The sequence below is a fragment of the Polyangiaceae bacterium genome (assembly GCA_020633205.1).
GTDB lineage: Bacteria > Myxococcota_A > Polyangia > Polyangiales > Polyangiaceae > JAHBVY01.
Genome location: JACKEB010000025.1, coordinates 1 through 21,361 on the forward strand (window position 1 = coordinate 1; position 21,361 = coordinate 21,361).

Annotated in this window: 19 protein-coding genes; 8 read left to right on the forward strand and 11 right to left on the reverse strand. The window is 64.6% G+C overall.

What is annotated here, in order from left to right:
• Positions 1–304: 304 nt before the first annotated feature.
• Positions 305–625: a four helix bundle protein gene (locus tag H6718_35295; protein MCB9590727.1), complete on the forward strand. Its 321-nt coding sequence runs from the start codon at positions 305–307 to the stop codon at positions 623–625.
• Positions 626–922: 297 nt separating this feature from the next.
• Here the strand turns inward: H6718_35295 and H6718_35300 are convergent, their stop codons facing one another.
• Positions 923–1,582: a TetR family transcriptional regulator gene (locus H6718_35300; GenBank protein ID MCB9590728.1), complete on the reverse strand. Its 660-nt coding sequence runs from the start codon at positions 1,580–1,582 to the stop codon at positions 923–925.
• Positions 1,583–1,677: 95 nt separating this feature from the next.
• On the opposite strand from H6718_35300, the gene H6718_35305 reads away from it, so the two are divergent.
• Positions 1,678–2,724, forward strand: a complete 1,047-nt coding sequence (locus H6718_35305) for an aldehyde reductase (GenBank protein MCB9590729.1) — start codon at positions 1,678–1,680, stop codon at positions 2,722–2,724.
• 204 nt (positions 2,725–2,928) lie between these two features.
• Positions 2,929–3,168, forward strand: coding sequence for a hypothetical protein (locus H6718_35310; GenBank protein MCB9590730.1), 240 nt, complete (start codon positions 2,929–2,931; stop codon positions 3,166–3,168).
• 34 nt (positions 3,169–3,202) lie between these two features.
• Here H6718_35310 and H6718_35315 read toward each other — a convergent pair whose 3' ends face one another.
• On the reverse strand, positions 3,203–4,369 hold the full coding sequence (locus tag H6718_35315; GenBank protein MCB9590731.1) for a serine hydrolase: 1,167 nt from the start codon (positions 4,367–4,369) through the stop codon (positions 3,203–3,205).
• Positions 4,370–4,475: 106 nt separating this feature from the next.
• Here H6718_35315 and H6718_35320 point away from each other — a divergent pair, with 106 nt between their 5' ends.
• Positions 4,476–8,615 carry a DEAD/DEAH box helicase gene (locus H6718_35320; GenBank protein MCB9590732.1) on the forward strand — a complete coding sequence of 1,380 codons (4,140 nt, stop codon included), beginning with the start codon at positions 4,476–4,478 and terminating at the stop codon, positions 8,613–8,615.
• A gap of 18 nt (positions 8,616–8,633) precedes the next feature.
• On the opposite strand, the gene H6718_35325 is transcribed toward H6718_35320, so the two are convergent.
• The gene (locus tag H6718_35325) at positions 8,634–9,239 is read right to left on the reverse strand and encodes a cysteine hydrolase (GenBank protein MCB9590733.1); all 606 of its coding nucleotides are present in this window, start codon (positions 9,237–9,239) and stop codon (positions 8,634–8,636) included.
• A 147-nt stretch (positions 9,240–9,386) separates the two neighbouring features.
• Between H6718_35325 and H6718_35330 the strand changes: the two genes are divergently transcribed.
• Positions 9,387–10,145: a FadR family transcriptional regulator gene (locus tag H6718_35330; GenBank protein ID MCB9590734.1), complete on the forward strand. Its 759-nt coding sequence runs from the start codon at positions 9,387–9,389 to the stop codon at positions 10,143–10,145.
• Positions 10,142–11,500, forward strand: a complete 1,359-nt coding sequence (locus tag H6718_35335) for an FAD-binding protein (GenBank protein ID MCB9590735.1) — start codon at positions 10,142–10,144, stop codon at positions 11,498–11,500. Before H6718_35330 ends, H6718_35335 begins: the two co-directional genes overlap by 4 nt.
• Here H6718_35335 and H6718_35340 read toward each other — a convergent pair.
• Together H6718_35340 and H6718_35345 are read right to left on the reverse strand one after the other, a co-directional pair.
• Positions 11,497–11,931 (reverse strand): MarR family transcriptional regulator, encoded by a 435-nt coding sequence (locus H6718_35340; protein MCB9590736.1) that lies wholly within the window; start codon positions 11,929–11,931, stop codon positions 11,497–11,499. The genes H6718_35335 and H6718_35340 overlap by 4 nt on opposite strands.
• Before the next feature lie 2 nt (positions 11,932–11,933).
• Entirely contained in the window at positions 11,934–12,368 is a 435-nt protein-coding gene (locus H6718_35345) for an organic hydroperoxide resistance protein (protein ID MCB9590737.1), read from the reverse strand.
• A gap of 292 nt (positions 12,369–12,660) precedes the next feature.
• On the opposite strand from H6718_35345, the gene H6718_35350 reads away from it, so the two are divergent.
• Positions 12,661–14,463, forward strand: coding sequence for an IPT/TIG domain-containing protein (locus tag H6718_35350; protein ID MCB9590738.1), 1,803 nt, complete (start codon positions 12,661–12,663; stop codon positions 14,461–14,463).
• A gap of 12 nt (positions 14,464–14,475) precedes the next feature.
• Here the strand turns inward: H6718_35350 and H6718_35355 are convergent, their stop codons facing one another.
• The 6 genes from H6718_35355 to H6718_35380 all read right to left on the reverse strand — a co-directional run bounded on the left by H6718_35355 (position 14,476) and on the right by H6718_35380 (position 19,222).
• Positions 14,476–14,865 (reverse strand): DUF488 family protein, encoded by a 390-nt coding sequence (locus H6718_35355; protein ID MCB9590739.1) that lies wholly within the window; start codon positions 14,863–14,865, stop codon positions 14,476–14,478.
• Positions 14,866–14,918: 53 nt separating this feature from the next.
• Entirely contained in the window at positions 14,919–15,320 is a 402-nt protein-coding gene (locus tag H6718_35360) for a VOC family protein (GenBank protein ID MCB9590740.1), read from the reverse strand.
• Between the two features lie 118 nt (positions 15,321–15,438).
• A complete protein-coding gene (locus tag H6718_35365) occupies positions 15,439–16,386 on the reverse strand; it encodes a sigma-70 family RNA polymerase sigma factor (GenBank protein MCB9590741.1) in 948 nt (315 codons plus the stop codon).
• Positions 16,387–16,443: 57 nt separating this feature from the next.
• The gene (locus tag H6718_35370; GenBank protein MCB9590742.1) at positions 16,444–17,898 is read right to left on the reverse strand and encodes an IPT/TIG domain-containing protein; all 1,455 of its coding nucleotides are present in this window, start codon (positions 17,896–17,898) and stop codon (positions 16,444–16,446) included.
• Complete coding sequence (locus H6718_35375; protein ID MCB9590743.1) at positions 17,895–18,293, reverse strand: hypothetical protein; 399 nt, start codon at positions 18,291–18,293, stop codon at positions 17,895–17,897. Before H6718_35375 ends, H6718_35370 begins: the two co-directional genes overlap by 4 nt.
• The gene (locus H6718_35380) at positions 18,290–19,222 is read right to left on the reverse strand and encodes a hypothetical protein (protein ID MCB9590744.1); all 933 of its coding nucleotides are present in this window, start codon (positions 19,220–19,222) and stop codon (positions 18,290–18,292) included. Before H6718_35380 ends, H6718_35375 begins: the two co-directional genes overlap by 4 nt.
• A gap of 620 nt (positions 19,223–19,842) precedes the next feature.
• Between H6718_35380 and H6718_35385 the strand changes: the two genes are divergently transcribed.
• Entirely contained in the window at positions 19,843–21,360 is a 1,518-nt protein-coding gene (locus H6718_35385; protein MCB9590745.1) for an ABC-F family ATP-binding cassette domain-containing protein, read from the forward strand.
• The last annotated feature ends 1 nt before the right edge of the window (position 21,361 follow it).

Sequence of the window (21,361 nt, forward strand, 5' to 3'; positions counted from 1 at the left end):
GTCGGCTTCGCCTGGCCGGCAGTTCGTTAGGCTTGGCCGGGCATTGGCTTCGCCTCGCCCGGCAGTTGCCGTGCGGATTTTTCCAGACTCCAACTCCAACTCCAACTCCAACTCTAACTCCGGCTCGAACCCGAACTTGAACTCGTTCGCTCACTCCCAATCTTGCCGGCGTGCTCGGCGCTGTCCAGGTCGGGGCCGGGCTGCGCCCGGTGCTCGCTGCGCTCGCAACCTGGCTCTTGTTTGGGAGGCGCCCTCGCCTGCGACTCGCCGGCGTGGTGATCGGGTGATCGAAAGGAGTCACCCGATGCTCGAAATCTATCCATTCATTCTCGAAACCATCACCCTGATTCAGCCGCTGTCAGAGCGCATTTGCCGCGAGGATCCAGACCTGGGGCGGCAGCTGAAGCGCGCTCAATCCTCTATCGCGCTCAACGTGGCAGAGGGTTCCTACAGCCGTGGGCGCAATCAAGCGGCGCGCTTTCACAGCGCGATGGGCTCTGCGCGCGAAGCGCTCGCCTGTCTCGAGGTTGCGGCTGCGCTGGGCCACGTTCGCCCCGTGAATGGCCCGCTGCGCAAGCGCTTCAATCGCATCATCGGGACGCTTCACCGGCTAGCCATCAAGTGAACGGAGGGGTGCGCCGACGTGTTGTCGGCTCACCCTCGACTTTCACATCGTTCACCATGGCGATCGATTGGGCTCGCGCCACGCTGAAACGAAGGAAGGAGGCGCCGTGAGCTGCCCCCAAACGAACAGCCGTATGCGCATCCCAAAAAATCTTGGCGTCCTTGGCGTCCTTGGCGGTTCAATCCCGAGCACGCAGCGTCTGCAGTTGATCCAACGAAGCAGCAAGGCGTCTGTGAGCCCGACCTCCCCCCAAAAAATGGAAACTTGGCGGTGAACAGACGAATCGCGCAGTGCCGTCTAGTCGCTCAGGCTGCCCCGGAACAACGCTGTCAGGCTGCCTCGGAGGTCGGCTTCAAAATCCGTGCGGAAGTGTTCGAACTCCTCGGCCGCTAGCACGCACTGCATGGCTTTGGAGGGGTGCGCCATCGGCCACATGCCGGCGATGAGGGCGTGGACGTAGCGCTGGATGGCCATGATGCGCTCAGTGGGGAGTTGCGGGATGGCCGTGAAGAGCGCGTTGGCGATGCGTAGCGCGAGCGCGCGTACCTCTTGCTTGAAGCCGCGTGCCGTCTCTTCGGAGACGTTCTGCTCGAGCACCCCGGCGACGACGCTGGTCAGCAGGCACAGCCGAGGCTCCGCAGCCAATGTACCCGCGATGATTGCTGCCACGCGCTCCACGTCGTTCGTACCGGCTAGAGGAGCCAGCTCGAGCTCGAGTTTCGCAACCCACTCCGCTTCGTCTTCGGTCAGCAGCGTGAGCAGGATCTGCTCGCGGCTCTCGAAGTAGCGGTAGCAGTTGCTCTTGGCGATGCCTGCTTCGCGCGCGATGGCGTTGAGTCCCACTGCCTCGAGCCCGCCTGCGTCCAGCAGGCGCCGCGCCGCGCTGAGTAGCTCCTGACGGCGCTGCTCCCGTTGCGCTGGCGCCCGGGCGCGGGTGAATGCTTCTTTAGTGACCACTGGTACCAGCAAAATCTAGCTAAATTGATGCTAAACGCAAGGTTTCTTCTCGGTGGAGGATTTACAAGAGACCAGTGGTCTCCCATATCCCGGGCATGACATCGGACGCGGCAAACACCCAGGTTCTGGTTACCGGTGCATCGGGCTTCATCGCCATGCACTGCATCCTTCAACTGCTCGAGGCGGGCTATCAGGTGCGCGGCACCGTGCGCAGCATGAAGCGAACGGCGCAGGTCGAAGCCGCGCTGAAGGCCCACGGAGCGGACACCTCGCGGCTCTCCTTCGCCGCTGCCGACCTGACTCAGGACGCTGGCTGGGATGAAGCGATGCAGGGGATCCGTTACGTGCTCCACGTCGCCTCGCCGCTACCGCGCACGCCGCCGAAGCACGCGGATGAGCTGATCGTCCCCGCCCGAGACGGAGCCCTGCGGGTGATCCGTGCGGCACAGGCAGTGGGGGTGAAGCGCTTGGTGATGACGTCTTCCGTTGCTGCGGTGCTGTATGGCCACAAGCGCGATGGCTCAGAGACTTATGACGAGAGCCACTGGTCGATCCTAAGCAAAGACGTCGGCGCCTACGAACAGAGCAAGACCATCGCCGAGCGCGCCGCCTGGGACCTCGTCGAGAGCTTCCCCGCTGAACAACGCCTCGAGTTCTGCACCATCAATCCCGGGCTAGTACTCGGGCCGGTACTCGACAGCGACTACGGCACCTCCGGTGAGGTGGTGCGCAAGCTGATGGCGCGCGAGATGCCGGGCTGCCCGGACATCGGCTGGGCCATGGTCGATGTGCGGGATGTGGCGGCGGCTCACCTGTCAGCCATGCTGAAACAGGACGCCGTAGGGAAACGCTTCGTCGCTTCGGTGCAACACGCGTCGATGCTCGACGTCGCGAAGATCCTCGAGCGTCATTTTGGGGATCGTGGCTACAAGATCCCAACGCGACGTGTGCCTGGTTGGCTCCTGCGGGTGGTGGCGGTCTTCGACAAGACGGCCGCGCTCGCAGTGCAGGAGCTTGGAAAGAGACAGGATCTCGACACCACTCAGATCAAGACCGTGCTTGATTGGCACCCGCGTGGCCTCGAAGAGATGGTGGTGTCCATGGGAGAGTCACTCATCGAACACCGTGTCGTCACAGCGTGATTGTGGGACGCTCAGTTAGGCTTCGATAGCTTCGCCGCCAAGTTGATGCGTGAGGTTTCGCCACTGCGTCAGAACGACGAAATGATCGTGACGCCGCGCGTTTCTTTTTCGGGCGGAAACGAGCCGCTGTTAGATCCTGAGTGAGGCCGCTTGGCGCGTTGTGATGCGCTGCTCCACCGATGCGCGGCCATAAGGAGAACTCTCATGATCAAGCTCAGCATTGCGTTGCTCGCCATCCCGCTCCTCTGTGTCGCCTGCGACGAAACGAAGCCCGAGGCGGGCAAGGACGGCAAGGAAGTCCCCGCCGCCGCCGACAAGCCCGCGGAGAAGGCCGCGGACAAGCCTGCCGAGGAGAAGGCCGAAGGCGACAAGGCCAAAGGCGAAAAGGCCGAGGGCGACAAGCAGGACGAAGAGAAGAAGGAAGAGGAAAAGAAGGCCGAGTAAAAGAAGGCCAAGCAAAAGAAGGCGGAGTGAGCCTTCAATCCTGCGGAAGCGGGAACAGCTCGTCCAGGATGGGCTTCGTCTGAATTCGCAGGTTCACCCCGAGCTCCGCCTTGGCTTCGAGGATCACCATCGCTGCGTAGCCGCGATCGTTGTCGAGCCAAGGCGTTGCGCCGTACGCTCCAGGGTCAGCCACGACCGGTTCCGTACGGCTAACCCACCAGCCGAATCCGTAGCCGGGTAGGGTCGGGTCGAGGGAAGAGCCGCCGTACTCCTCGCCGATGCGGTCGTGTTGCATCCTCGCGACGCCGGCTTCGCTCAGCACTTGGGTCTCTCCGCACCGGCCGCCAGATAGGTGCATCCAGAGGATCTTCCCGTAGTCGGTTGCGGTGGTGTACGCGCCGCCTTCGATGCTGGGGTTCTGTGTTTCCCCGAGGTTAGCCAGGTCGCCCTGGAAGAAGTCTGGGTAGGTGAGGGCGCCGTCCACGCCGCCGCTGGCAAAGCCCTTGCTGTAGTGGTTGTTGTAGCCGGTGGACTCGAGGCCGCAGGGCTTCACGTAGATTTCGTCGATCAGCGTGTCCCAGCTCTTGCCGCTGACCACCTCCGCGACACCGCCCGCGAGCTGCCACTGCCCGCCGCCGTAGTGAAATTCCGTATCCGGAGGGATCAAATCAGCGGTGTCGTCGGCGGTGTAGATCTTCTTCGCGCAGTCGCTGAGTGTCCCGACGTCGAGATACTGGCACAGATAGGGTCCGTAGAGCGGGTCATCGATCAGGCCCACCATGCCCGCGCTGTTGGAGAGCATCTGCGCCACGCTGCGGTTGGTCTTGAACTCTCCCCAGTCCCCCAGGTAGTCCGACACCGGCGCGTCGAGATCGAGCAAGCCCGCGTCCGCCAAATGCACGAGCACGCCCGCGCTCATCACCTTGCTGGAAGACGCGATCAAGGAGATGCGGTCCTCCTGGAACTCGCCCAGCTCTTTGACGTGGACGATGCCTTCGTCACGGCTGACGACCACCACGCTCGCGCCGTTTAGATTATTTTCCTGAAGGAAACTCTGGATGGCAGCGTCGAAGCCGCCGAAGTCGCGCCCAGAGCTGCTAGCGTCGTCGTCGCTGCCGCAGCCGACTAGGGCGAGGCAGCCGAGCAGCAGCAACGGGGTCTTGGCTAGGGCGGTGGGGGAGTGCGAAGCGCGACGAGCCATATGCCTTCATAGCTTGTTTTTCACTGACGTTGCTTGTCAGATCGCGCCGCCACCGCAGTCGTGGTTGATGCGTCGCGCAATCGTCTGAGGCATAGTCCCGAGCGACGTGCTTGGCACCGACGACCCCCGCGCTCAGAGCCGCGCAGCGAACCCCAACAAGGTCCGAGCCTTACGCAGCCAGCTCGGCGCGGGAGGCTTTCGACTGCTCGGGGCGTTGGCCCTCGAGAGTGCGCTCTCGAACGATGTTCTACTCCAGCTCACGGACAAGCCTGCCACGTTCGCTAGCTTCTCCAGGGAAGCGCTCAAGCGCGGCCTGCTGAACACGGACATGAAGTTCTCCCGCCTGGGACGCGGGCAGCACGGCTTGGCGATCGCCGGTGGACTGCGTCAGCTGGTGATCCGCGAGCTCGGCCGCAGCGGGGAGCTCGATCCGTTGGTGCGCGACTGCCATCGCCTGGTCGGAACACGCTCCCAGGCACCCCTCGAGCTGGCGTTGCAGCTCGGGGACTTGAACGCCTTCACCAAGCTCAGCGCCTCTCAACCCACGGGGCTACGTGGATTGGTGCGCAGCCCCGACGCCTGGATCCGAGAATCCGTCTGTGAGGCGTTCGACGCCGAGTGGTTTTCCGGGGTTTGGGGTGAGGGTGCGCTGGACATCGCCGAGCGCATCGTCCGCGAGAGCGTCGGCCGACTCGAGCCGCTAGGAGGACTCGAGCGCTGGTTCGTTGAAGCGGCGACTCAGCAGCGGGACGCTGCCTCGCGGCAACGTACGCTGGCGCTGTGGCTCGAGCAGGCTGCCTTGCGTGGCGACGTCGAGGGACTGAAGCGCCTCTCGCGGGAGCTGTCGCCCACCGCGCGGGTGATCTTCGATGCCTGCGAGAGTTTCATCCGTGGCGACAGCGGGCGTGTCGCGGCGCTCTTGGAGTTGCTCTTCGACAGCAAGAAGAAGCCGAACGCGGTCGAGGCGGGGTGTCTGGTCGTCGTGCCTGCGTTGCTTCGAGTTGGGCTAGGTACGCCTGAGGCATTTGCTGAGGCGCGACGTCTGGTCGGTTCGGGAAAGCGCTCGGACTTGAAAGCCGCGAGCAGGGCTTTCAAGGCGCTGCTCGGCTTTCTCACGGAGCCGGACATCAAGCAGCGCCGCGTTGACGTGTATGCGCTCGCACGCAGCGGGAGCTTTTGGGAGCTGTTGCTTTCCGGTGTCGCCGTGGAGCTCCACACGGAGCAACCGGTGACCCGTGCGGCGTGGGCGGTGCAGTTGGTGCAGGCGGCTCTGATGTGGCGCGCCGCTGGGTACACGTGGATTGCCCGCCAAGGCTTCGGCCTTGCGCGGCGCTTCGACGAAGCACAGGCCAGCGACGAACTGCGGCGTCACGAGCTGTTGTGGGAAGACGTCGAGCGCCCCGGCGAGCTGTTCTTGTGGTCGGGGATCAGCGTCAAGTCCGAGTGGGAGAAGGCGCTGCAGCGCCTCGGTCAGGTCTCGGAGCAGCTGCAAAAGACGACTGAGCGGCAGTATCGAGTCGCTTGGTTCGTGGACATGGCTGACGGTGAGCTCGCGCGCCCCGCACTTCAAGAGTTCCGTGGGGATATGGGGACTTGGACCCAGGGTCGCCGCATGAGCTGGGCGGAGCTCTACGACTATCGCAGCAAGCTGCCCGTTGAGGACCAGCGCGTGGTCGAGTGCTCCCGCGAGTTGCCTGGTGGTCAGCGGGAGCCGACAGCGGAAGCCGCGGAGGCGCTGATTGGTCACCCACGAGTGTTCAACGGCGCGCGAGCCATGCTCCCGGTGAGTGTCCTGCCGGGGCGCGCGCGCATCGAGACCCACGAGCAGAGTGGCTACATCCAGATCACCGCGGAGCCCCAAGGCGCTGAGGTGGGGGTCAACGTCAGCGTCGAAGCGGAAGACCGCTTGCGCGTGTATCGGGTGAACGAGGACATGGGGCGCGTGATGGACGCGCTGCCTCACGGTGTGCGCATCCCCAAGGCGCAAGAAGCGGCGCTACTCGAGGTGCTCAGCAAGCTCTCGATGAGCGTGGACGTCGTGAGTCCGGAGCTAGGCGTCGAGCAAGAGGTCGAGGCCGACTCCACCCCGGTGGTGCGCGCGGCGCTCCACGCGGGCGCCTGGCTCGTGCAGTTCGGTGTGCGGCCGTTCAGCGATGGGGGACGCTTCTTCGTGGCGGGTGAGGGGACACCGCGTATCAAGGCGTTCCATGCTGGACGCCGTTTGAGATCCTTACGGAACCTACGTGACGAGCGAGAGCGCACCGACGCGCTGATCGCTGTGTGTCCGTCGCTGCCGTTGGTCGACGACGAGGTGCGCAGTCCGTTGGATCCGCCGGACAGCTGGGTGCTCGGGGAAGAGGGCCTGCTTTGCTTGCTCAGCGATCTCTCGCGCTGCGGCGTCGCCCATCGCTTTGAGTGGCCGGAGCGCGGCGGCCTTCGCCTGCGTGGCACTGCCTCCTCACTCAGCCTGAAGGGGCAGCTGCGGTGCATCAAGGGCTGGTACCTCGCACAGGGCGAAGTGAAGCTGAGCGACGTCGATCAAGTGGCGCTGGAGGCGCTCACCAGGGCGTCGCCGATTGGCCTTGGGCGCTTTGTGCGCCTCGACACTGGGGACTACGTCGAGGTCGAGGAGAAGGTCAGACGTATCCTCGCGGCACTGAAAAGCGCTTCCCTCACCCCCAAGAAAGCTGGCAAGGACCCCGAAGTCCCCGGAGGCGCTTTCCAGGTGTATCGGGGCGCTTTGAGCACGCTGCGCCATTTGGCAGATCCCGACAGCGGCTTCGAGGTGGACGCAGAGGTGAGGGACTGGCTCGAGCGAGTGCAGATCGCGCTGACTGAAGGGCACGCTGTGCCTGCCGGGCTCAACGCGGAGCTGCGGGAGTATCAGCGCGCGGGCTATGTGTGGCTGAGTCGCTTGGCGGAGCTGGGTCTCGGCGCCTGCCTGGCGGACGACATGGGCTTGGGCAAGACGCTGCAGATCATTGGCCTGTTGCTGCAACGCAGGCGCCCTACGCTGGTCGTCGCCCCCACCTCGGTGTGCGTGAACTGGGTGAACGAACTCAATCGCTTCGCGCCGGAGCTGCGGGTGATGGAGTATCTCAGCAAGGCGCGGCGCCAACAACTCAAGCGCTTTCTCGAGAAGGGGCCAGGCGTTGTCATCGCGAGCTACGGGTTGCTGCAACAGGACGCGGAGCAGCTCGGCGAAGTGGAGTGGGACACGGTGGTGCTCGATGAGGCCCAGTTCATCAAGAACGCGACCTCGCTGCGTGCCAAGGCGGCGTTCGGCTTGAAGGCTGACGTGCGCATCGTCGCGACGGGGACGCCCCTTGAGAACCACTTGGGGGACGTGTGGAGCATCTTCCGCTTCTTGAACCCGGGCCTGCTTGGAGAGTGGAAGAATTTCCGCCGGGAGTTTTTGCGGCCCATCGAGCAGGATCAAGACGAAGAGGCGCGCGTCGAGCTACGTCAACGCCTGGAGCCGTACATCCTGCGGCGTCGCAAGGCAGAGGTGTTGAAGGAGCTCCCGCCCATCACGGACATTTTGCACGAAGTGCGCTTCTCCGAAGCGGAGATGATGCGCTATGGGCTCTTGCGCAAACAGGTTCACGAGAAGCTCTTCACCTTTGCGGGCAAGCGCGACAACAAGCTCGAGATCCTCGCGGAGATAACCCGGCTCAGGCGCTTCTGTTGTCATCCGCGCCTGGTCTTCCCGGATGCACCCTACGAGTGCTCGAAGATCGATGCGTTCCTCGATCTGGCGGAAGAGCTAGCGGAGAACGGGCATCGCGCCCTGGTGTTCAGTCAATTCGTAGACTTCCTCGCGCTGGTGCGGGAACAGCTGGAGGAGCGTCGTCTGAGCTACGAGTACCTCGACGGCTCGGTGCCCAAGGCTTCGCGCCAGCGTCGAGTCGACGCCTTTCAGTCCGGCAGCGCGCCGCTCTTCCTGATCAGCCTCAAGGCAGGTGGCTTCGGCCTGAACCTCACGGCGGCGGACTACGTCATCCACCTGGACCCCTGGTGGAACCCAGCGGTGGAGGCGCAGGCCACGGATCGAGCGCACCGCATCGGGCAGGAGAAGCCGGTCACGGTGTATCGCTTGCTGATGAAGCACAGCATCGAGCAGAGCGTCACGGAGCTTCACGCGCGGAAACGTGAACTCGCGGCGGCCCTGCTCGATGGCAGCGAACGGGTGGCGACGCTGGACGCGGATGAGCTGGTGAAGCTCGTCAGCTTGGGACCGCGCTAGCGCCGCAGTAGCCGCGGGTCAGCCGAGATGAGCCAGGAGCTCGCTTGAAGGCATCGGCTTCGAGAACATCTGAAAGTCGTACTTCAGCGCATTCTCGTACTCCTCTTGCGAGGTGGCTGCGGTGCAGTCCACCAGCGTGATCACCTCGAAGCCGTGTTCATACGCCGTGCGCATGGTCGATTCCACACAGCAATTGGTCAGAAAGCCACCCAGCACCACCGTCTGGATCCCCTTGCTGCGCAGGATGAAGTCGATGTTGGTGCTGGCGAAGGTGTCCAGGCCACGCTTGCCCTCGATCACGATGTCACCTTCTTGAGGCTTGAGGTCGTCCACGATTTCTGCGCCCCAGGTGCCCTTCACGAAGCACTTGCCGTCGACGACGCCCTTGAGGATGCCGTAGGGGTGGCGGGTGAGCTCGCCGTAGCCGGGGGCGAAGGTGATCGGCGCGTGCATGATGGTTGCGCCCTTCTTGCGGGCTTCGTCCACCAGCTTGACCGTGTTGGCGAGCATGTTCGTCTTGTCCATCACTCCGGCGACGGCGCCATGCAGCACACCACCGTCTGACGTGAACTCGTTCTGGTACTCGATCAGCACGATGGCCGTCGTCTTCGGATCCAGCTTCATTCCTTGCTCCTTTTCCGCGTGAAAAGTCACGCTGCGAAGCGAGGCGGACGGCTCCCCGAAGCCGACTCGCAACGTCCCGGAGAACTTATCAGCTTGTCAGACAAGCGGTCAACCTGCTAAAAAGAGCAGGTGGCGAAGACCAGGGATATTGAGGGCGATGCCGAGACGACTGCCACTCCGTTCACCTTCCAGGTCACCGAGCGAGCGCCGCTCTCGGTGCTGGTCGCGCGGCAACTGCGCGAGGCGATCGTGTCTGGTCAAATTGCCGTGGGCACCGAGCTGCCCAGCGAAAAGGAGCTGACGATTCAGCTCGGTGTGAGCCGGTCCACGGTGCGCGAGGCGCTGCGCATCTTGCAAGCGCAGGGCTTGATCTCCGGTGGGGACACCGTCTCCACTCAGCGACCCCGAGTCACGGGGGAGTATGTGATGAGCAGCGCTGCCTTGGCGATGGAGAGCGTCCTGCGCCTCGGCGGCGTGCCCCTCGCGGACTTGGTGGAGCTTCGCGTGGTGATTGAAGGTGCGGCTCTCGAGCAGGCTGCGCTGGTGCGCGAGGAGACGGCGCTCTTGGCGGCGCGCGAAGCAGTCGAAGCGATGGGCGCGCCGGATATCAACGTCGATGCGTTTCGCGCCGCGGACCTGAGCTTCCACAAGAGCTTGGTCGGTGCCTCGGGGAATCAGGCTTATGGTCTCGTCATGGGTGTGCTGCGCGACGCAGTGTCAGCTCATCTTGGGGAGGCGCTACATCAGGTGCCGAAGCCCGAGCGCACGATGCGTGAACTCACCACCGAGCACGCGGAGATCTTGCGAGCGGTCGAGCGGGGCCAGAGCAAGCGCGCAAAGAGCTTGGTGGAAGAGCACATTCGGGCGTTCTACGCTGCACGCAAGCGCACCCAGGAGGCGCGGTGAGCGCGTGGCTGGCGGACCTCGCGAGCCAGCTGCCTGAAGGTGCTGTCGTCAGTGACCGCGACGTGCTGGAGAGCTACGCGCGAGATCACGCGCGCTTGGTACCCGCCGGTGAGGCGGCGGCGCTGGTGCGCGCGCGTAGCGTGGAGCAGGTGATCGCGACCCTGCGCTTCGCCCATGAACGACGTATCCCCGTGGTAACCCGCGGTGCTGGGACGGGGCTCTCGGGTGGGGCGAATGCTCTCGACGGGTGTATCCAGCTCAGCGTCGCGGATATGCGCCGCATCTTGCGGGTGGACCCGGTGGGCCGCAGCGCAACCGTAGAGCCCGGAGTGCTGAACGGCGAGCTGGCTGCGGAGGCGCTGGGCTATGGCCTGTTCTACGCGCCGGATCCCGCTAGCCGGGAAATCTCGAGTATCGGGGGGAATATCGCGACCAACGCGGGTGGTGCCTGTTGCTTGAAGTATGGCGTCACCGGCGACCACGTGCTGGCGCTGAAGGCGGTGCTGGCAGACGGAACCTTGATCCGCGTCGGCTCTCTCGCGCAGAAGAATGTCGCTGGGCTCGATTTGAAGCGGCTCTTGGTGGGTTCCGAGGGCACGCTGGCTGTGATCGTGGAGGCGACGCTGCGCTTGCTGCCGAAGCCGCGCCCGGCTTCGACGTTGGTTGCCTACTTTCAGAGCCTGCAGTCAGCGGGCGCTGCCATCGAGGCGATGCAGTCTCTGGATCTGTCGCTGATCGAGATCATGGACCGCACGACCCTGTCGGCCGTGGAGCGCCACGCGCAACTCGAGCTCGATACGACCGCGGCGGCGATGGTGCTGGTGCAGAGCGACGCGTCCGACGCGCCAGCGGAGGTTTCACGCTGTGCGGCGCTGTGTGAGCAACATCGCGCCTACGACGTGATGCAGAGTTCGGATGCCGAGGAAGGGCGCCTGCTGCTCCGTGCGCGCAGCCTGGCATATCCTGCCCTCGAGCGCCTGGGAGCCACGTTGCTGGACGACGTGGCCGTCCCCCGGCAAAACCTCACGGAAATGCTGGTGCGCTGTGAGGCGATCAGTGAGGCCACTGGTTTGACGATCGGCACCTTCGGACACGCCGGGGACGGCAACCTGCACCCGACGATCGTGTTTGACGGGCAGAGCCCGGAGTCCGAGCGGCGAGCCTACGACGCCTTCAATCAGATCCTGCATGAGGCCATCAAGGTTGGGGGGAGCATCACGGGGGAGCACGGCGTTGGCGCGCTCAAGGTTCTGCAGCTCCCGCGCATGATCGGCAGCAGCGAACGCGCGCTCATGGCGCGCATCAAGCAGGCGTTCGACCCACTCGGGATCCTAAACCCTGGTCGCGGCCTCTAGCCCTCCGTACGCATGCGCTGAGTGAGCGCCTGCAGGCTCGTGCGAAGCTCGCGGGCTTGCTTGAGGTTGAGCCCGGAGTTTTTGAAGACGTTGGTTGGGATTTCTTCCGCCTTCTTCTTGAGGCGCTTGCCATGGGGCGTGAGAAACAGCTCGACCACGCGCTCATCTTGTTGACTGCGCCTGCGCTCGACGACGCCCTGAGCCTCCATGCGCTTGAGCAAGGGGGTCAGCGTCGCCGAGTCGAGATGCAGGCGCTCTCCAAGCTGGGTCACGCGGACTCCTTCGCTCTCCCACAGCACCAGCAGCACGAGGTACTGCGGATACGTAAGGCCCAGCTGCTTGAGGTGCGGGGCGTAGGCGCTCGTGACGGCGCGCGAGGCGGCGTAGAGCGCGAAACACAGCTGGGAGTCGAGGAGGAGTACGTCAGACATGTTCAGACCACGGCGAGCGTGACCTCGATGTTACCCCGCGTCGCGTTGGAGTAGGGGCAGACTTCGTGAGCGGTAGCTACCAGCGCTTCCGCTTGCTCTCGGGGAAGATCGGGCAGGCTCACGTTCAGCGCGACGGCTAGACCAAAGCCCTTGCCGACGGGGCCGATGGTGACCTCCGCCGTGACGCTCACTTGGCCCGGATCCACTTTCTGCAGGCGCGCGACATGGGCTAGCGCGCTCCCAAAGCATGCGGCGTAGCCGGTCGCGAAGAGCTGCTCCGGGTTCGTGCCGCCTTCGCCTTTCCCGCCCAAAGACTTCGGCGGAACCAGCGTCACCTCGAGGACCCCGTCGTCGGTCTTGGCTGTGCCTTCGCGACCTCCAACGGCGGTTGCACGGGCGGTGTAGAGGCGCTTTTCGAGGATGGCAGGCTGAGACATGACAATGCTCCTTCGGATTCTTGTGGGGTAATGGCGCTCGGCGCCGGAAGTGCCGCAGCGCGACTTCGCACACTCTAGGACCGAATACATCGTGCGCAAGTATATCGTGCACGATTTAGTTGGGCGTTGTGGTTCAGTCCGGGCCTGCGTGGGCGCTGGGCGAGTTGGCGCTTTTTGTAGGAACTGCGAACCCTCCGAGGGGTTGGGGTGTGGGGTGAGGTGGTCGTTGAGAGCTCCAGGTCGCTGACGGGGGCCGTTGCTTGGCCGGCTTTCTGTTAGCCTTCGATGTCCCATGCCTAGCTCATTCCGTTCCTTGCTCGTGCCCGGTCGGGCGCGTTGGTTCCTGGCCCTGTGCGTCACCGGGGTGCTCGCCGCGGCGTGCTCTGATGACGACACCACGAAGAAGCGAGGGGGGGATGACGCCGGAACCGGTGATGGCTCCGCGAACGGCGGAGAGGGTGGTTCCGCGGGGAATGCAACCGCGGGTACCGGCGCGAGCGGGGGCAGCGCCGGCACGGGCGCTGCTGGCGGCACGGGTGGCAGTGGTGCTGTGGGCGGCAGTGGTGCTGTGGGCGGCAGTGGTGCTGTGGGCGGCAGTGGTGCTGTGGGCGGCAGTGGTGCTGTCGGCGGCAGTGGTGCTGTCGGCGGCAGTGGCGGAACCACCGGAGGAACGGGCGGTGGCACTGGCGGTACCGCCGGCGCCTCGACTGGAGGCTCTGCTGGAACAGCGGGCACCGGCGGCACCGGGCCGGTGTTGTTCTGCGGCGACGGCGTGGTGGATCTCACCAAAGAGGAGTGCGACGGAAACGCCGAAGGGCGCGCGGGCAACACCGTAACCTGTGACACCAACTGCAAGCTGAAGAGCTGGTGCAACATCACGCCGACGCCGGCTGCTGGTGCACCTGGCATCGGCTGCATCTTCCCGCCTGCGGGGCGCGCTTCTGGTGGAACCTACGCGACAATCTCTGGAGTTGGCTTTGACTCCAGCACGACCGTCACGATCGGTGGCGCAGCGGCGACGATGATCTTCCGCAGCCCTACCGAGATCACCTTCTTCGCGCCAACGGGTACGGTGAACAGCTGGGCCGATGTCGTGGTGCAAAACTCGAGCGGGCTGACGGCGACCCGCACGAGCGCTTTTGCGTTCCACAAGGACGCCAACGTCGCGATGAACGCCAACGACACGGGTGCGGACTCGTTGCGTGCCAAGATCACCGCGGCGGCATCCGGCGACTTCGTGACGTTCGATCGCTTCGTCGCTGGGCAAACGATTCAACTCGGATCGCAGATCGCGATCGCGAAAAATCTCACCCTGGTCGGGATGGGTGCGGGGCGCACGGTGCTAGACGGAGGAGGGACGCATCCCGTCATGTCCCTCGGAACCAACACGATCGAGCTCTTCGGCCTGACCGTGACGAACGGCAGCGGTAGCAACGGTGGCGGGGTGCGCGCCGGAGGGACGCGACTGACGATGACGGAGTGCGCTGTGGTGGGTAACACCTCAAGCGGTGAAGGCGGAGGGATCTACCTCGACTCTGCGGGGTACCTGCACCTCGTGCGGTCAACGGTCTCCGGCAACACCGGCAATGCCGGTGCTGGCATTCGCTTGGTAGCCAACACGGTGCCTCCCACGGGCTTGCTGAGCAACAGCACGGTCTCGGGCAACACCGGCGACGGCATCTTCAGCGACATCCCTCTGACAGTCGAGAACTCCACTATCGTGAGCAACACCGGAGCCGGTATCGTCGCGCGCCTGAGCCCGTGCACCATCTCGGGCAGCATCGTGGCCAAGAACGGCAATGACGTTACCGGCGGAAGCGGCTTCGTGAGCCTCGGCTACAATCTGATTGGTGTCGCTCCCGTTGGCGGTCCGTGGGGCGTTTCCGACAAGACCGGCACGAATGGTGCGCCGCTCGATCCGTTGCTGAGCGGTCTGGCGCTGAACTTCGGTCTTACCCAGACTCATCGTTTGCTCACCGGCAGCCCTGCCATCGACGGCGGCGATCCCATATCGACCCTCACCGAGGATCAAGCCCGCATGCCACGACCCTCGGGTGGCGTGGTGGACATCGGCTCCGTCGAGCTTCAGCAGTAACGCGACTCAGCTTCAGCGTTGAAGGAGCAACTTCAGCGCCACGGCGTTGTTGCGCGCTTCGTCTTTCGCGGCGTAGAGCAACGTGACGGGACCTTGTGTGAGCAACCGCTCGAGCTCCGCAAGTGCCGCTTGCGCCCTCTCAGAGTTTAGCTCATTTCGGTATTCCGTGAGGAAACTATCCCAGTTCTCTTCGGGTGCCGCATGCACCTTGCGCCGGAGAGCGTCGCTCGGCGACGCGTCGCGGAGCCAGACTGTCAGCTCCGCTTTCTCCTTACTGAGCCCCCGGGGCCACAGGCGGTCGACCAGCACGCGCTGGCCGTCCTCTGGACTCGGCGCTTCGTAGATACGCTTCAGACGCAAGGCGTTCCAGTTGGCCTTGGATGCAGCGCGGCTTTTCCCCATGCCGAGGCTATAGAGCACAGAGCCCCGGGGCGTAAGCTCAGGCGACGAAAGCGCTATGCTGCGGCGGCAGGATCCATCCACACTGCTTCCCAGTGGTGGCCGTCCAGATCGGTGAAGCCGCAGCCGTACATGAAGCCGTGATCTTGAGCCGGGTCTGGCTGGGTGCCTCCGGCCTCCAGGGCACGGCGCACCATCTCGTCCACTTCCGCGCGGCTCGCACACATGAGCCCGACTAGCGCCTCGGTGTGGGTGCTGGTGTCGCAGATCGACCGCTTGGTGAAGGTGCTGAAGAAGTCGTGCCGCAGCAGCATCACGAACGCTTGTTCGCTGACGATCATGCTCGCGGCCTTCTCGTCGGTGAACTTCGGGTCGAACTGGAAGCCGAGCTTCGCAAAGAAGTCCATCGAGCGCTTCAGGTCGCGCACGGGCAGGTTGACGAAGATCATTCGGGACATGGTCTTGGGGACTCCTTTTTGGGGGCTGCGGCGCAGATCGCGCAGCACTCAGCACCTTGGACTGGGCGAAGACCGCAGATTCATCGGCCCTCTCCCCCAAAAAAATCCGTCCCGAACACTAGCTCAGGTGATCCGGCAGCCCGAAGCGTGGGAACAAGGTCGCGGTGTCCAGGAACGCGTTGTTCGCGCTGATGCGCTCACCATCGAACTCGAGCACGATCAGCGCCCACGGAGACCAGCCGCCTTTCGGGTCGACGCGGTATTGGCCGAACGCGGGCAGCCCGTTCGCCTGGGTCGCCACCAGGCGTGAGCCCTTGCAGCCAATGCCAGGGCCGAGGAACCAGTCCTTGATGCGCGCCGTGCCTTCAAGCCAGAGCGCGAAGGGCGGCATGGAGAGCGTTGCGTCTTCCCGCATCAAGGCGGTGAGCGCGTCGACGTCGTAGCGCTCGAACGCCGCAACATAGCGCTTCAAGAGCTCTTGCTTGGTCTCCTCGAGGGGCGCGGCGTGGCTGCTGAGGTCCCGACTCGCGAGGGTCGCCCGTGCTCGCTGTAGCGCGCTGTTGGTTGCAGCGACCGACAGCTCGAGGGCCTTCGCCGTTTCGGCCGCGGAGAGCCCAACCACTTCCGTGAGGAGAAGCACCGCGCGCTGCTTGGCGGGCAGCTCTTGAAGCGCCGCGACGAAGGCCAAGCGCACGCTCTCCCGCAGGTTGAAGAGGCGCGACGGATCCGCATCTTCAGGCAGCACCTGGGTGTCGGGCACTGGTTCGAGCCAGTGAGTGCGAGGATGCTCCGTGAGCTCGCTGTGCAAGTCCCCCGATGGACCGAGCTCCATGGGACGGTGGCGGCGGCCCCGCTTGGCTATCGCATCCAGGCACACGTTGGTCGCGATGCGATAGAGCCACGTGCGCTCGGACGCGCGTCCCTCGAATGTTGCCTGGTGACGCCATGCACGCACCAGTGTTTCTTGCACCGCGTCGTCGGCGTCCGCGGAGGAGCCCAACATGCGGTAGCAGTGGCCCATCAAGCCGCGGCGGTGCTGCTCGAAGTCGACGATGGTCGTGTTCATGGCAAGGCGGAGTCTAGATTCGCTCCCCGCCTCGCACCAGCCCCGCGCCCCGAGCGGCTAGGGCATTGTCTGTCGCGTTGGGAAGTACAGCGAGTTTTCGTGGCGCACCAGCAGCGCAAAGTCGCCACTGCTGTCGACCTCCAGCGCGTCGAGCTGGGGACACGGCCAGAGCGCCGTCTCGCCCGGGTTGTTGCCAGGATCCGCTGTCAGCTGCGTGCCCAGCTCGCGGTCACAGATCCCCCCAACGACCAAGCTGTCGGTGAACGCGTAGCGGCTCGAGTCCTTCTCGTCGGGGAGCGAAAGCTTGGGGCTACCGTTTGGAGTGAGCAGCGCTGTGTAGCACAGGTAGTCCGTGCTGCTCAGGCCCCAGGGGTCTACGTCACTGCCGCAATAACGCAGCACCGTGCCACGACCCCGGTCAGAGAAGTCGAGGCTCGTGATGTAGTCATCCATGCTGATTCCGCACGCAAACGAACCGCCGAAGCTCGTGTCGCTTGGCCCAAGCTTCTGACACATCGGGCGTTCCATGTCGTCGAGCAGCGTGCCGCTGTCCACGGAGTGCGCGATCCACAAGGTTCCGTCGCTGGTCGCGCCGGCCGCGTGATCCGGTGCGCTGGGATCCGGATCTGCGATGGGACCCTTGTCGATGCTCCACGCACCAGCGCTCGGCCTCGCTCGGCTCCACTGGTCGTTCTCCGAGAACCACACCACCGCGCCGCTCGCACCGCCCGCCAGTACGAAGCTCTCGCTGACCGTTACCCCGGTCGCGTTCGCGACGAGCCCCCCATTGCCATCGGGATCTAGCTGAAGGATTTCTGGGGGGGAGGTGTCACTGAGCGCGAAGCCGACGACCTCGAGCGTTTCCCCAAGGTAAAGACGCAAGGTCTCTTTCCGGTAGCCGCTCACGGCGATGTTTGCGTCAGAGTGAGCGCTCGCGCTGAAGCGACTCAGCGTGGGCGGTGTGGTGTCGATGACTACCGCGAGTTCTCCGCTGCCGGTCGCGACGCTGCTGACAACGCTCGCTCCGGGCGCGATCGGGTAGGGTGTACCAGGGGACCAAGTGGGCTGAAAGTCCCCCGCCAGCGCCGCGCCTTGAGGCGTTTCGATGGCGACGGCGCCCTCCGCCGGAAACGCGAAGCGGAAGCTCACTTGGTCCTCCGTCCAGCTGTGCACGAAGTCTGAGTCGGTCGGAGTGAGCACGACCTCTCCGCCACCGCCCAACACGAGCTGCACGTCGCTGCGCGCGCTGCTGCCGAGGTTGCTTCCGGTAATGGTCACCACACTGCCGTACTCACCCGAAGTCGGAGACATGCCGCTCGCTGCTGGTGGATCGAAGCCGCTCCCGCCGCTCCCGCCGGCGCCGCTCCCGCCGGCGCCGCTTCCACCGCTGCCACCTCGCGCTCCCTGTCCGAAGTGAACTTGCGTCGTTGGTCCCCGGTCATCGCCAGTGTTCAGGCAAGCCTGAGCGCACAGCGCCGCGGCGAGCAGGGTTAGCAGAGTTGCGCGCTTCATTCGGAGCACCCCGACTTGATCAAGACCTCGAACGTCTGGCCATTCTGTGCGACCACGTCGAGGCTCTCGGCGTAGCCGCCTTCCAGCTCCTCGGCGCTCAGCACGCGACGCAGCGCGCCCGCGTCTTGAACGCCGCGGAAGCTGATCTCCACGTCCGTTGAGCTGGCGAACACCCGCGCCTGGAATTGACCATCGAAGTCGACGTTGTTCAGTTCGTGACTACCGCGCAGGATGGGTAGTGTCGTGCACTTGCCCTGGGTGCTCTCTCCGGCCACGTTCGTCGCGCTGAGCGTTACGCTGGCGTAGCTGAGGCCCGTCGCGTCAATCGTGCACGCTGAAACAAGCGCGCCCAGCGCGAAGAGCGCCGTGCGCCCCAACCAGGTGAGGCGATTCATGGGCGCACCACCATGCGAATGCCGAGGGTGATCCAGGTGTGCCACGCAGGATCATCCACTGGACCCGAGTGCACTTCGTAGCCGTTCACCTCGGTCGTCGTCTTCTGGAAGCGCGTGGCGGCGACCTCTACGACCGGACCAAAGCCAACGCTGGCTCGATAGTCCGCGCCGAAGCTCAGCTTGGCGTAGGTGGTACCGGTGCTGGTGTTCGTCTCCTCACGGTTTTGTGGGCGGTCGTCGATGGTCTGGATGACACTCTCGATGCCCAGGCCGTAGCCGAGCCACGGGTTCCAGCGGGCCGCTGGTTCGAACGAGTACACGCCCTCGACTCCGAGCCGAATCGTCAGCACGGAACAGGAGACGTCGTTCTCGAGGTTGGTGTCCTTGTCGTCACACGCGTCTTCGACCTTCGGGTCGCTCCCTTCGCTGCCAAAACCAAACTGCAGGTAGCCCCCGACGTACCACTCTTCGGCGACTTTGGCGCCGAGCCCGAATAGAAGTGGCAACTGCCAGGCGTAGCGTGCTCCAAGGCTGTCTCCTGGCTCACCGGTTGCATCTCCGTACGGAAAGCTAAGCCCTAGGCCAAAGGACAACTGAAAGCCGGTCGAGGCGGGGGGCGCATCGAAGCTGTGCCGCCGGCGAGGCGGCGGTTCTGGTGGAGGCGGCTCCGCGACGTGCACTTCACTAGTAGGCGGCGGTGGCGGGGGCGCGCCTTGCACCACCGGGGCGGGCGCACCGGGGGTCGCTGTGGGTGCTTGCTGCGGAGCATTGCCGGGCGGAACTTCTACCGCTAGCGCGAGCGCGGGAGTCAGCAGCACGGCAACCCCCGCCGTCCAAGACAACGCTTGCATGGGCCACAGTCTCTCATCTTCGGCCTTGCGACGAAAATGTTCCTTGCCGACGCATGCGTCGAACTCCGACTTACCCATGGTCCCTCCTCTGTGACGATGCCCACGGGCGAGCTTGCAACGAGTGTTCCGAAGAGTTACCTCGCAGAAACGTTGTGCGTCTTGAGCCTACAGAGCTTGTGCAGGAATCCGCGCGTCGCGCACGCAAAGAGCGAATAGGGGCAAGGATCGATGCTAGCCCTCGCTAGCCGCCGCGTCTGAACTGCAGCGCCCGAGCGGGCAAGCCTGTCCCGAAGTGCGTAGGCAGCCGGGCAGCTTGCGAACAGCCGTTTGCTGTGTGCGTCTCGACTCCCCCGTCGCACTTCACAGTGTCGACGCAACGTCACGACGTCTGCCGAGTGTCGGCGAATCCAAGTCTTGGCTTGCAGAGGTCAAGCGCTGTCGCCATACTCTGCTCGTCCAATGAAGTACTGAGCTGCCCGCTGTTTTGGTTCCGGTGCGCTGAACGCCTTGTTTCTAGCTGCGTTTGGGCTCCGCGATGCTGACCAAGCTGCGGATCGTCTGGCTCGAGTTCGTGCTGACCTCTTGAAGGGGTCAGCTTGGTGGCGGCTTCACGACGCTCCAAACGTGCGCTGACAGACCTTTCGCCGCATTGTCGCGTGGAAAGCGCTGCGCTTCCTCCACGCGGGAGGCCTTTGCGTGTGTTACGTCTGAAGAACGTCGGTTTTGGTTTCGCCGAGGGCGAGCTGCTGTTTGGTGGAATTGACGTCGAAATCTCCTCTGGGATCTGGGGAGTGGTTGGGCCGAACGGCGCGGGAAAGTCGACGCTGTTGCGGCTGCTAGGCGGACAGCTAGCTCCAAGCGTTGGCGTGCGTCAGGGGCCAGCGCCTGCTGACGTGGCGTTGTGCGGGCAACGAGTGGACGCTCCCGGAGGGGATGTCGAAGCGTTTGCAGCTGTTTACGATCGGGGTGCCCTGCGCTGGCTACAGCGCCTTGGGCTCGAGCCGGAGCAACTGACTCGCTGGGCTTCGCTTAGCCCAGGGGAGCGCCGTCGCTGGCAGCTCGCAGCGGCTCTGCACCGCGATCCAGCCTTGCTCCTGATCGATGAGCTGAGCAACCACATCGACGCGGAGAGTCGGTGGGCGATCGAGAGCGCGCTGCGCGGCTATCGCGGGACTGTGGTGATGGTTTCCCATGACCGTGAGTTACTCGATGAGCTGTGCTGCGCAGTGCTGTGGCTCGAAGGAGGATCGCTTCGTGAGTATCCTGGAGGATATACGAAGGCTGCGGAGCTGCGCGCGGCTGAGCGCTCAGCTCTTCAGGCGCAAAGGCACGAGCTCAGGTCTGCGCAGCACAAGCTGAAAGGCAGAGTCCAGCGTGAGCGCGAAGTCGCTCAACAGGCCGCGCGGGGGATCAGCGCGCGTACGCGAATGAAGGGGCCGAAGGACAACGACGCCCGGGGAGCCTTGCGCAAGGGACTCGCTGAACGCGCGGCAGCGACTCTATCTTCGCGGGTCTCGTCCAGCGGGACTCAACTCGAGCGCGTCAGCGAGGAGCTCGACAGGCTGCGGGTCGAGAAGGAACGCGGTCGCGCGCTCTTCGTCGACTACGAGGCAAGTCCGAAGGCGCGCCTCGTTTCATTGGTCGTGCCTCACATCGCGAGAGGTGAGCGTGTGATCGCTGAGGACGTCTCCCTGGTCGTGGAACGCGAGAGCCGCGTTTGGCTTTCAGGGCCCAATGGCAGCGGAAAATCGACACTGATCCAGGAGCTGCTCGTTGCTTGCTGCTTGCCTAGGGAGCGGGTCCTGTATGTTGCCCAAGACCTGGACGAGGCCGCGGCGATGGACAGCGCAGAGGCCGTCCGAGCGCTGCCGGCAGCGGAGCGGGGCCGCGTGTTCGAGTTGGTCGCCGCGCTGGGAACCAACCCAGAGCAACTCATCCGCACCGCGCGGCCGTCTCCCGGGGAGGCTCAGAAGCTGCAGATTGCGCTCGGGCTCTCACGCGGAGTGTGGCTGGTGATTCTGGACGAACCGACCAACCACCTCGACCTACCAAGCATCGAGCGTCTCGAGGCTGCACTGGTTGGCTATCCCGGCGCTCTGCTGCTCGCCACCCACGACGCGCGGTTCGCCCGCGCGACGTGCGTCGAGTGCTGGGAGCTCGGCGGTGCGCGCATTGGGCGAAGTACATTGCCGCGTGGCATTGACGAAGGATCGTAAG

What these genes read in the sequence shown, in the direction of transcription:
- H6718_35325 (MCB9590733.1), bottom strand. Translation starts at nt 9,239, where the DNA reads ATGAAGCTGGATCCGAAGACGACGGCCATCGTGCTGATCGAGTACCAG.
- H6718_35370 (MCB9590742.1), bottom strand. Translation starts at nt 17,898, where the DNA reads ATGAAGCGCGCAACTCTGCTAACCCTGCTCGCCGCGGCGCTGTGCGCT.
- H6718_35350 (MCB9590738.1), top strand. Translation starts at nt 12,661, where the DNA reads ATGCCTAGCTCATTCCGTTCCTTGCTCGTGCCCGGTCGGGCGCGTTGG.
- H6718_35355 (MCB9590739.1), bottom strand. Translation starts at nt 14,865, where the DNA reads ATGGGGAAAAGCCGCGCTGCATCCAAGGCCAACTGGAACGCCTTGCGT.
- H6718_35310 (MCB9590730.1), top strand. Translation starts at nt 2,929, where the DNA reads ATGATCAAGCTCAGCATTGCGTTGCTCGCCATCCCGCTCCTCTGTGTC.
- H6718_35315 (MCB9590731.1), bottom strand. Translation starts at nt 4,369, where the DNA reads ATGGCTCGTCGCGCTTCGCACTCCCCCACCGCCCTAGCCAAGACCCCG.
- H6718_35360 (MCB9590740.1), bottom strand. Translation starts at nt 15,320, where the DNA reads ATGTCCCGAATGATCTTCGTCAACCTGCCCGTGCGCGACCTGAAGCGC.
- H6718_35345 (MCB9590737.1), bottom strand. Translation starts at nt 12,368, where the DNA reads ATGTCTCAGCCTGCCATCCTCGAAAAGCGCCTCTACACCGCCCGTGCA.
- H6718_35375 (MCB9590743.1), bottom strand. Translation starts at nt 18,293, where the DNA reads ATGAATCGCCTCACCTGGTTGGGGCGCACGGCGCTCTTCGCGCTGGGC.
- H6718_35340 (MCB9590736.1), bottom strand. Translation starts at nt 11,931, where the DNA reads ATGTCTGACGTACTCCTCCTCGACTCCCAGCTGTGTTTCGCGCTCTAC.
- H6718_35305 (MCB9590729.1), top strand. Translation starts at nt 1,678, where the DNA reads ATGACATCGGACGCGGCAAACACCCAGGTTCTGGTTACCGGTGCATCG.
- H6718_35380 (MCB9590744.1), bottom strand. Translation starts at nt 19,222, where the DNA reads ATGGGTAAGTCGGAGTTCGACGCATGCGTCGGCAAGGAACATTTTCGT.
- H6718_35365 (MCB9590741.1), bottom strand. Translation starts at nt 16,386, where the DNA reads ATGAACACGACCATCGTCGACTTCGAGCAGCACCGCCGCGGCTTGATG.
- H6718_35295 (MCB9590727.1), top strand. Translation starts at nt 305, where the DNA reads ATGCTCGAAATCTATCCATTCATTCTCGAAACCATCACCCTGATTCAG.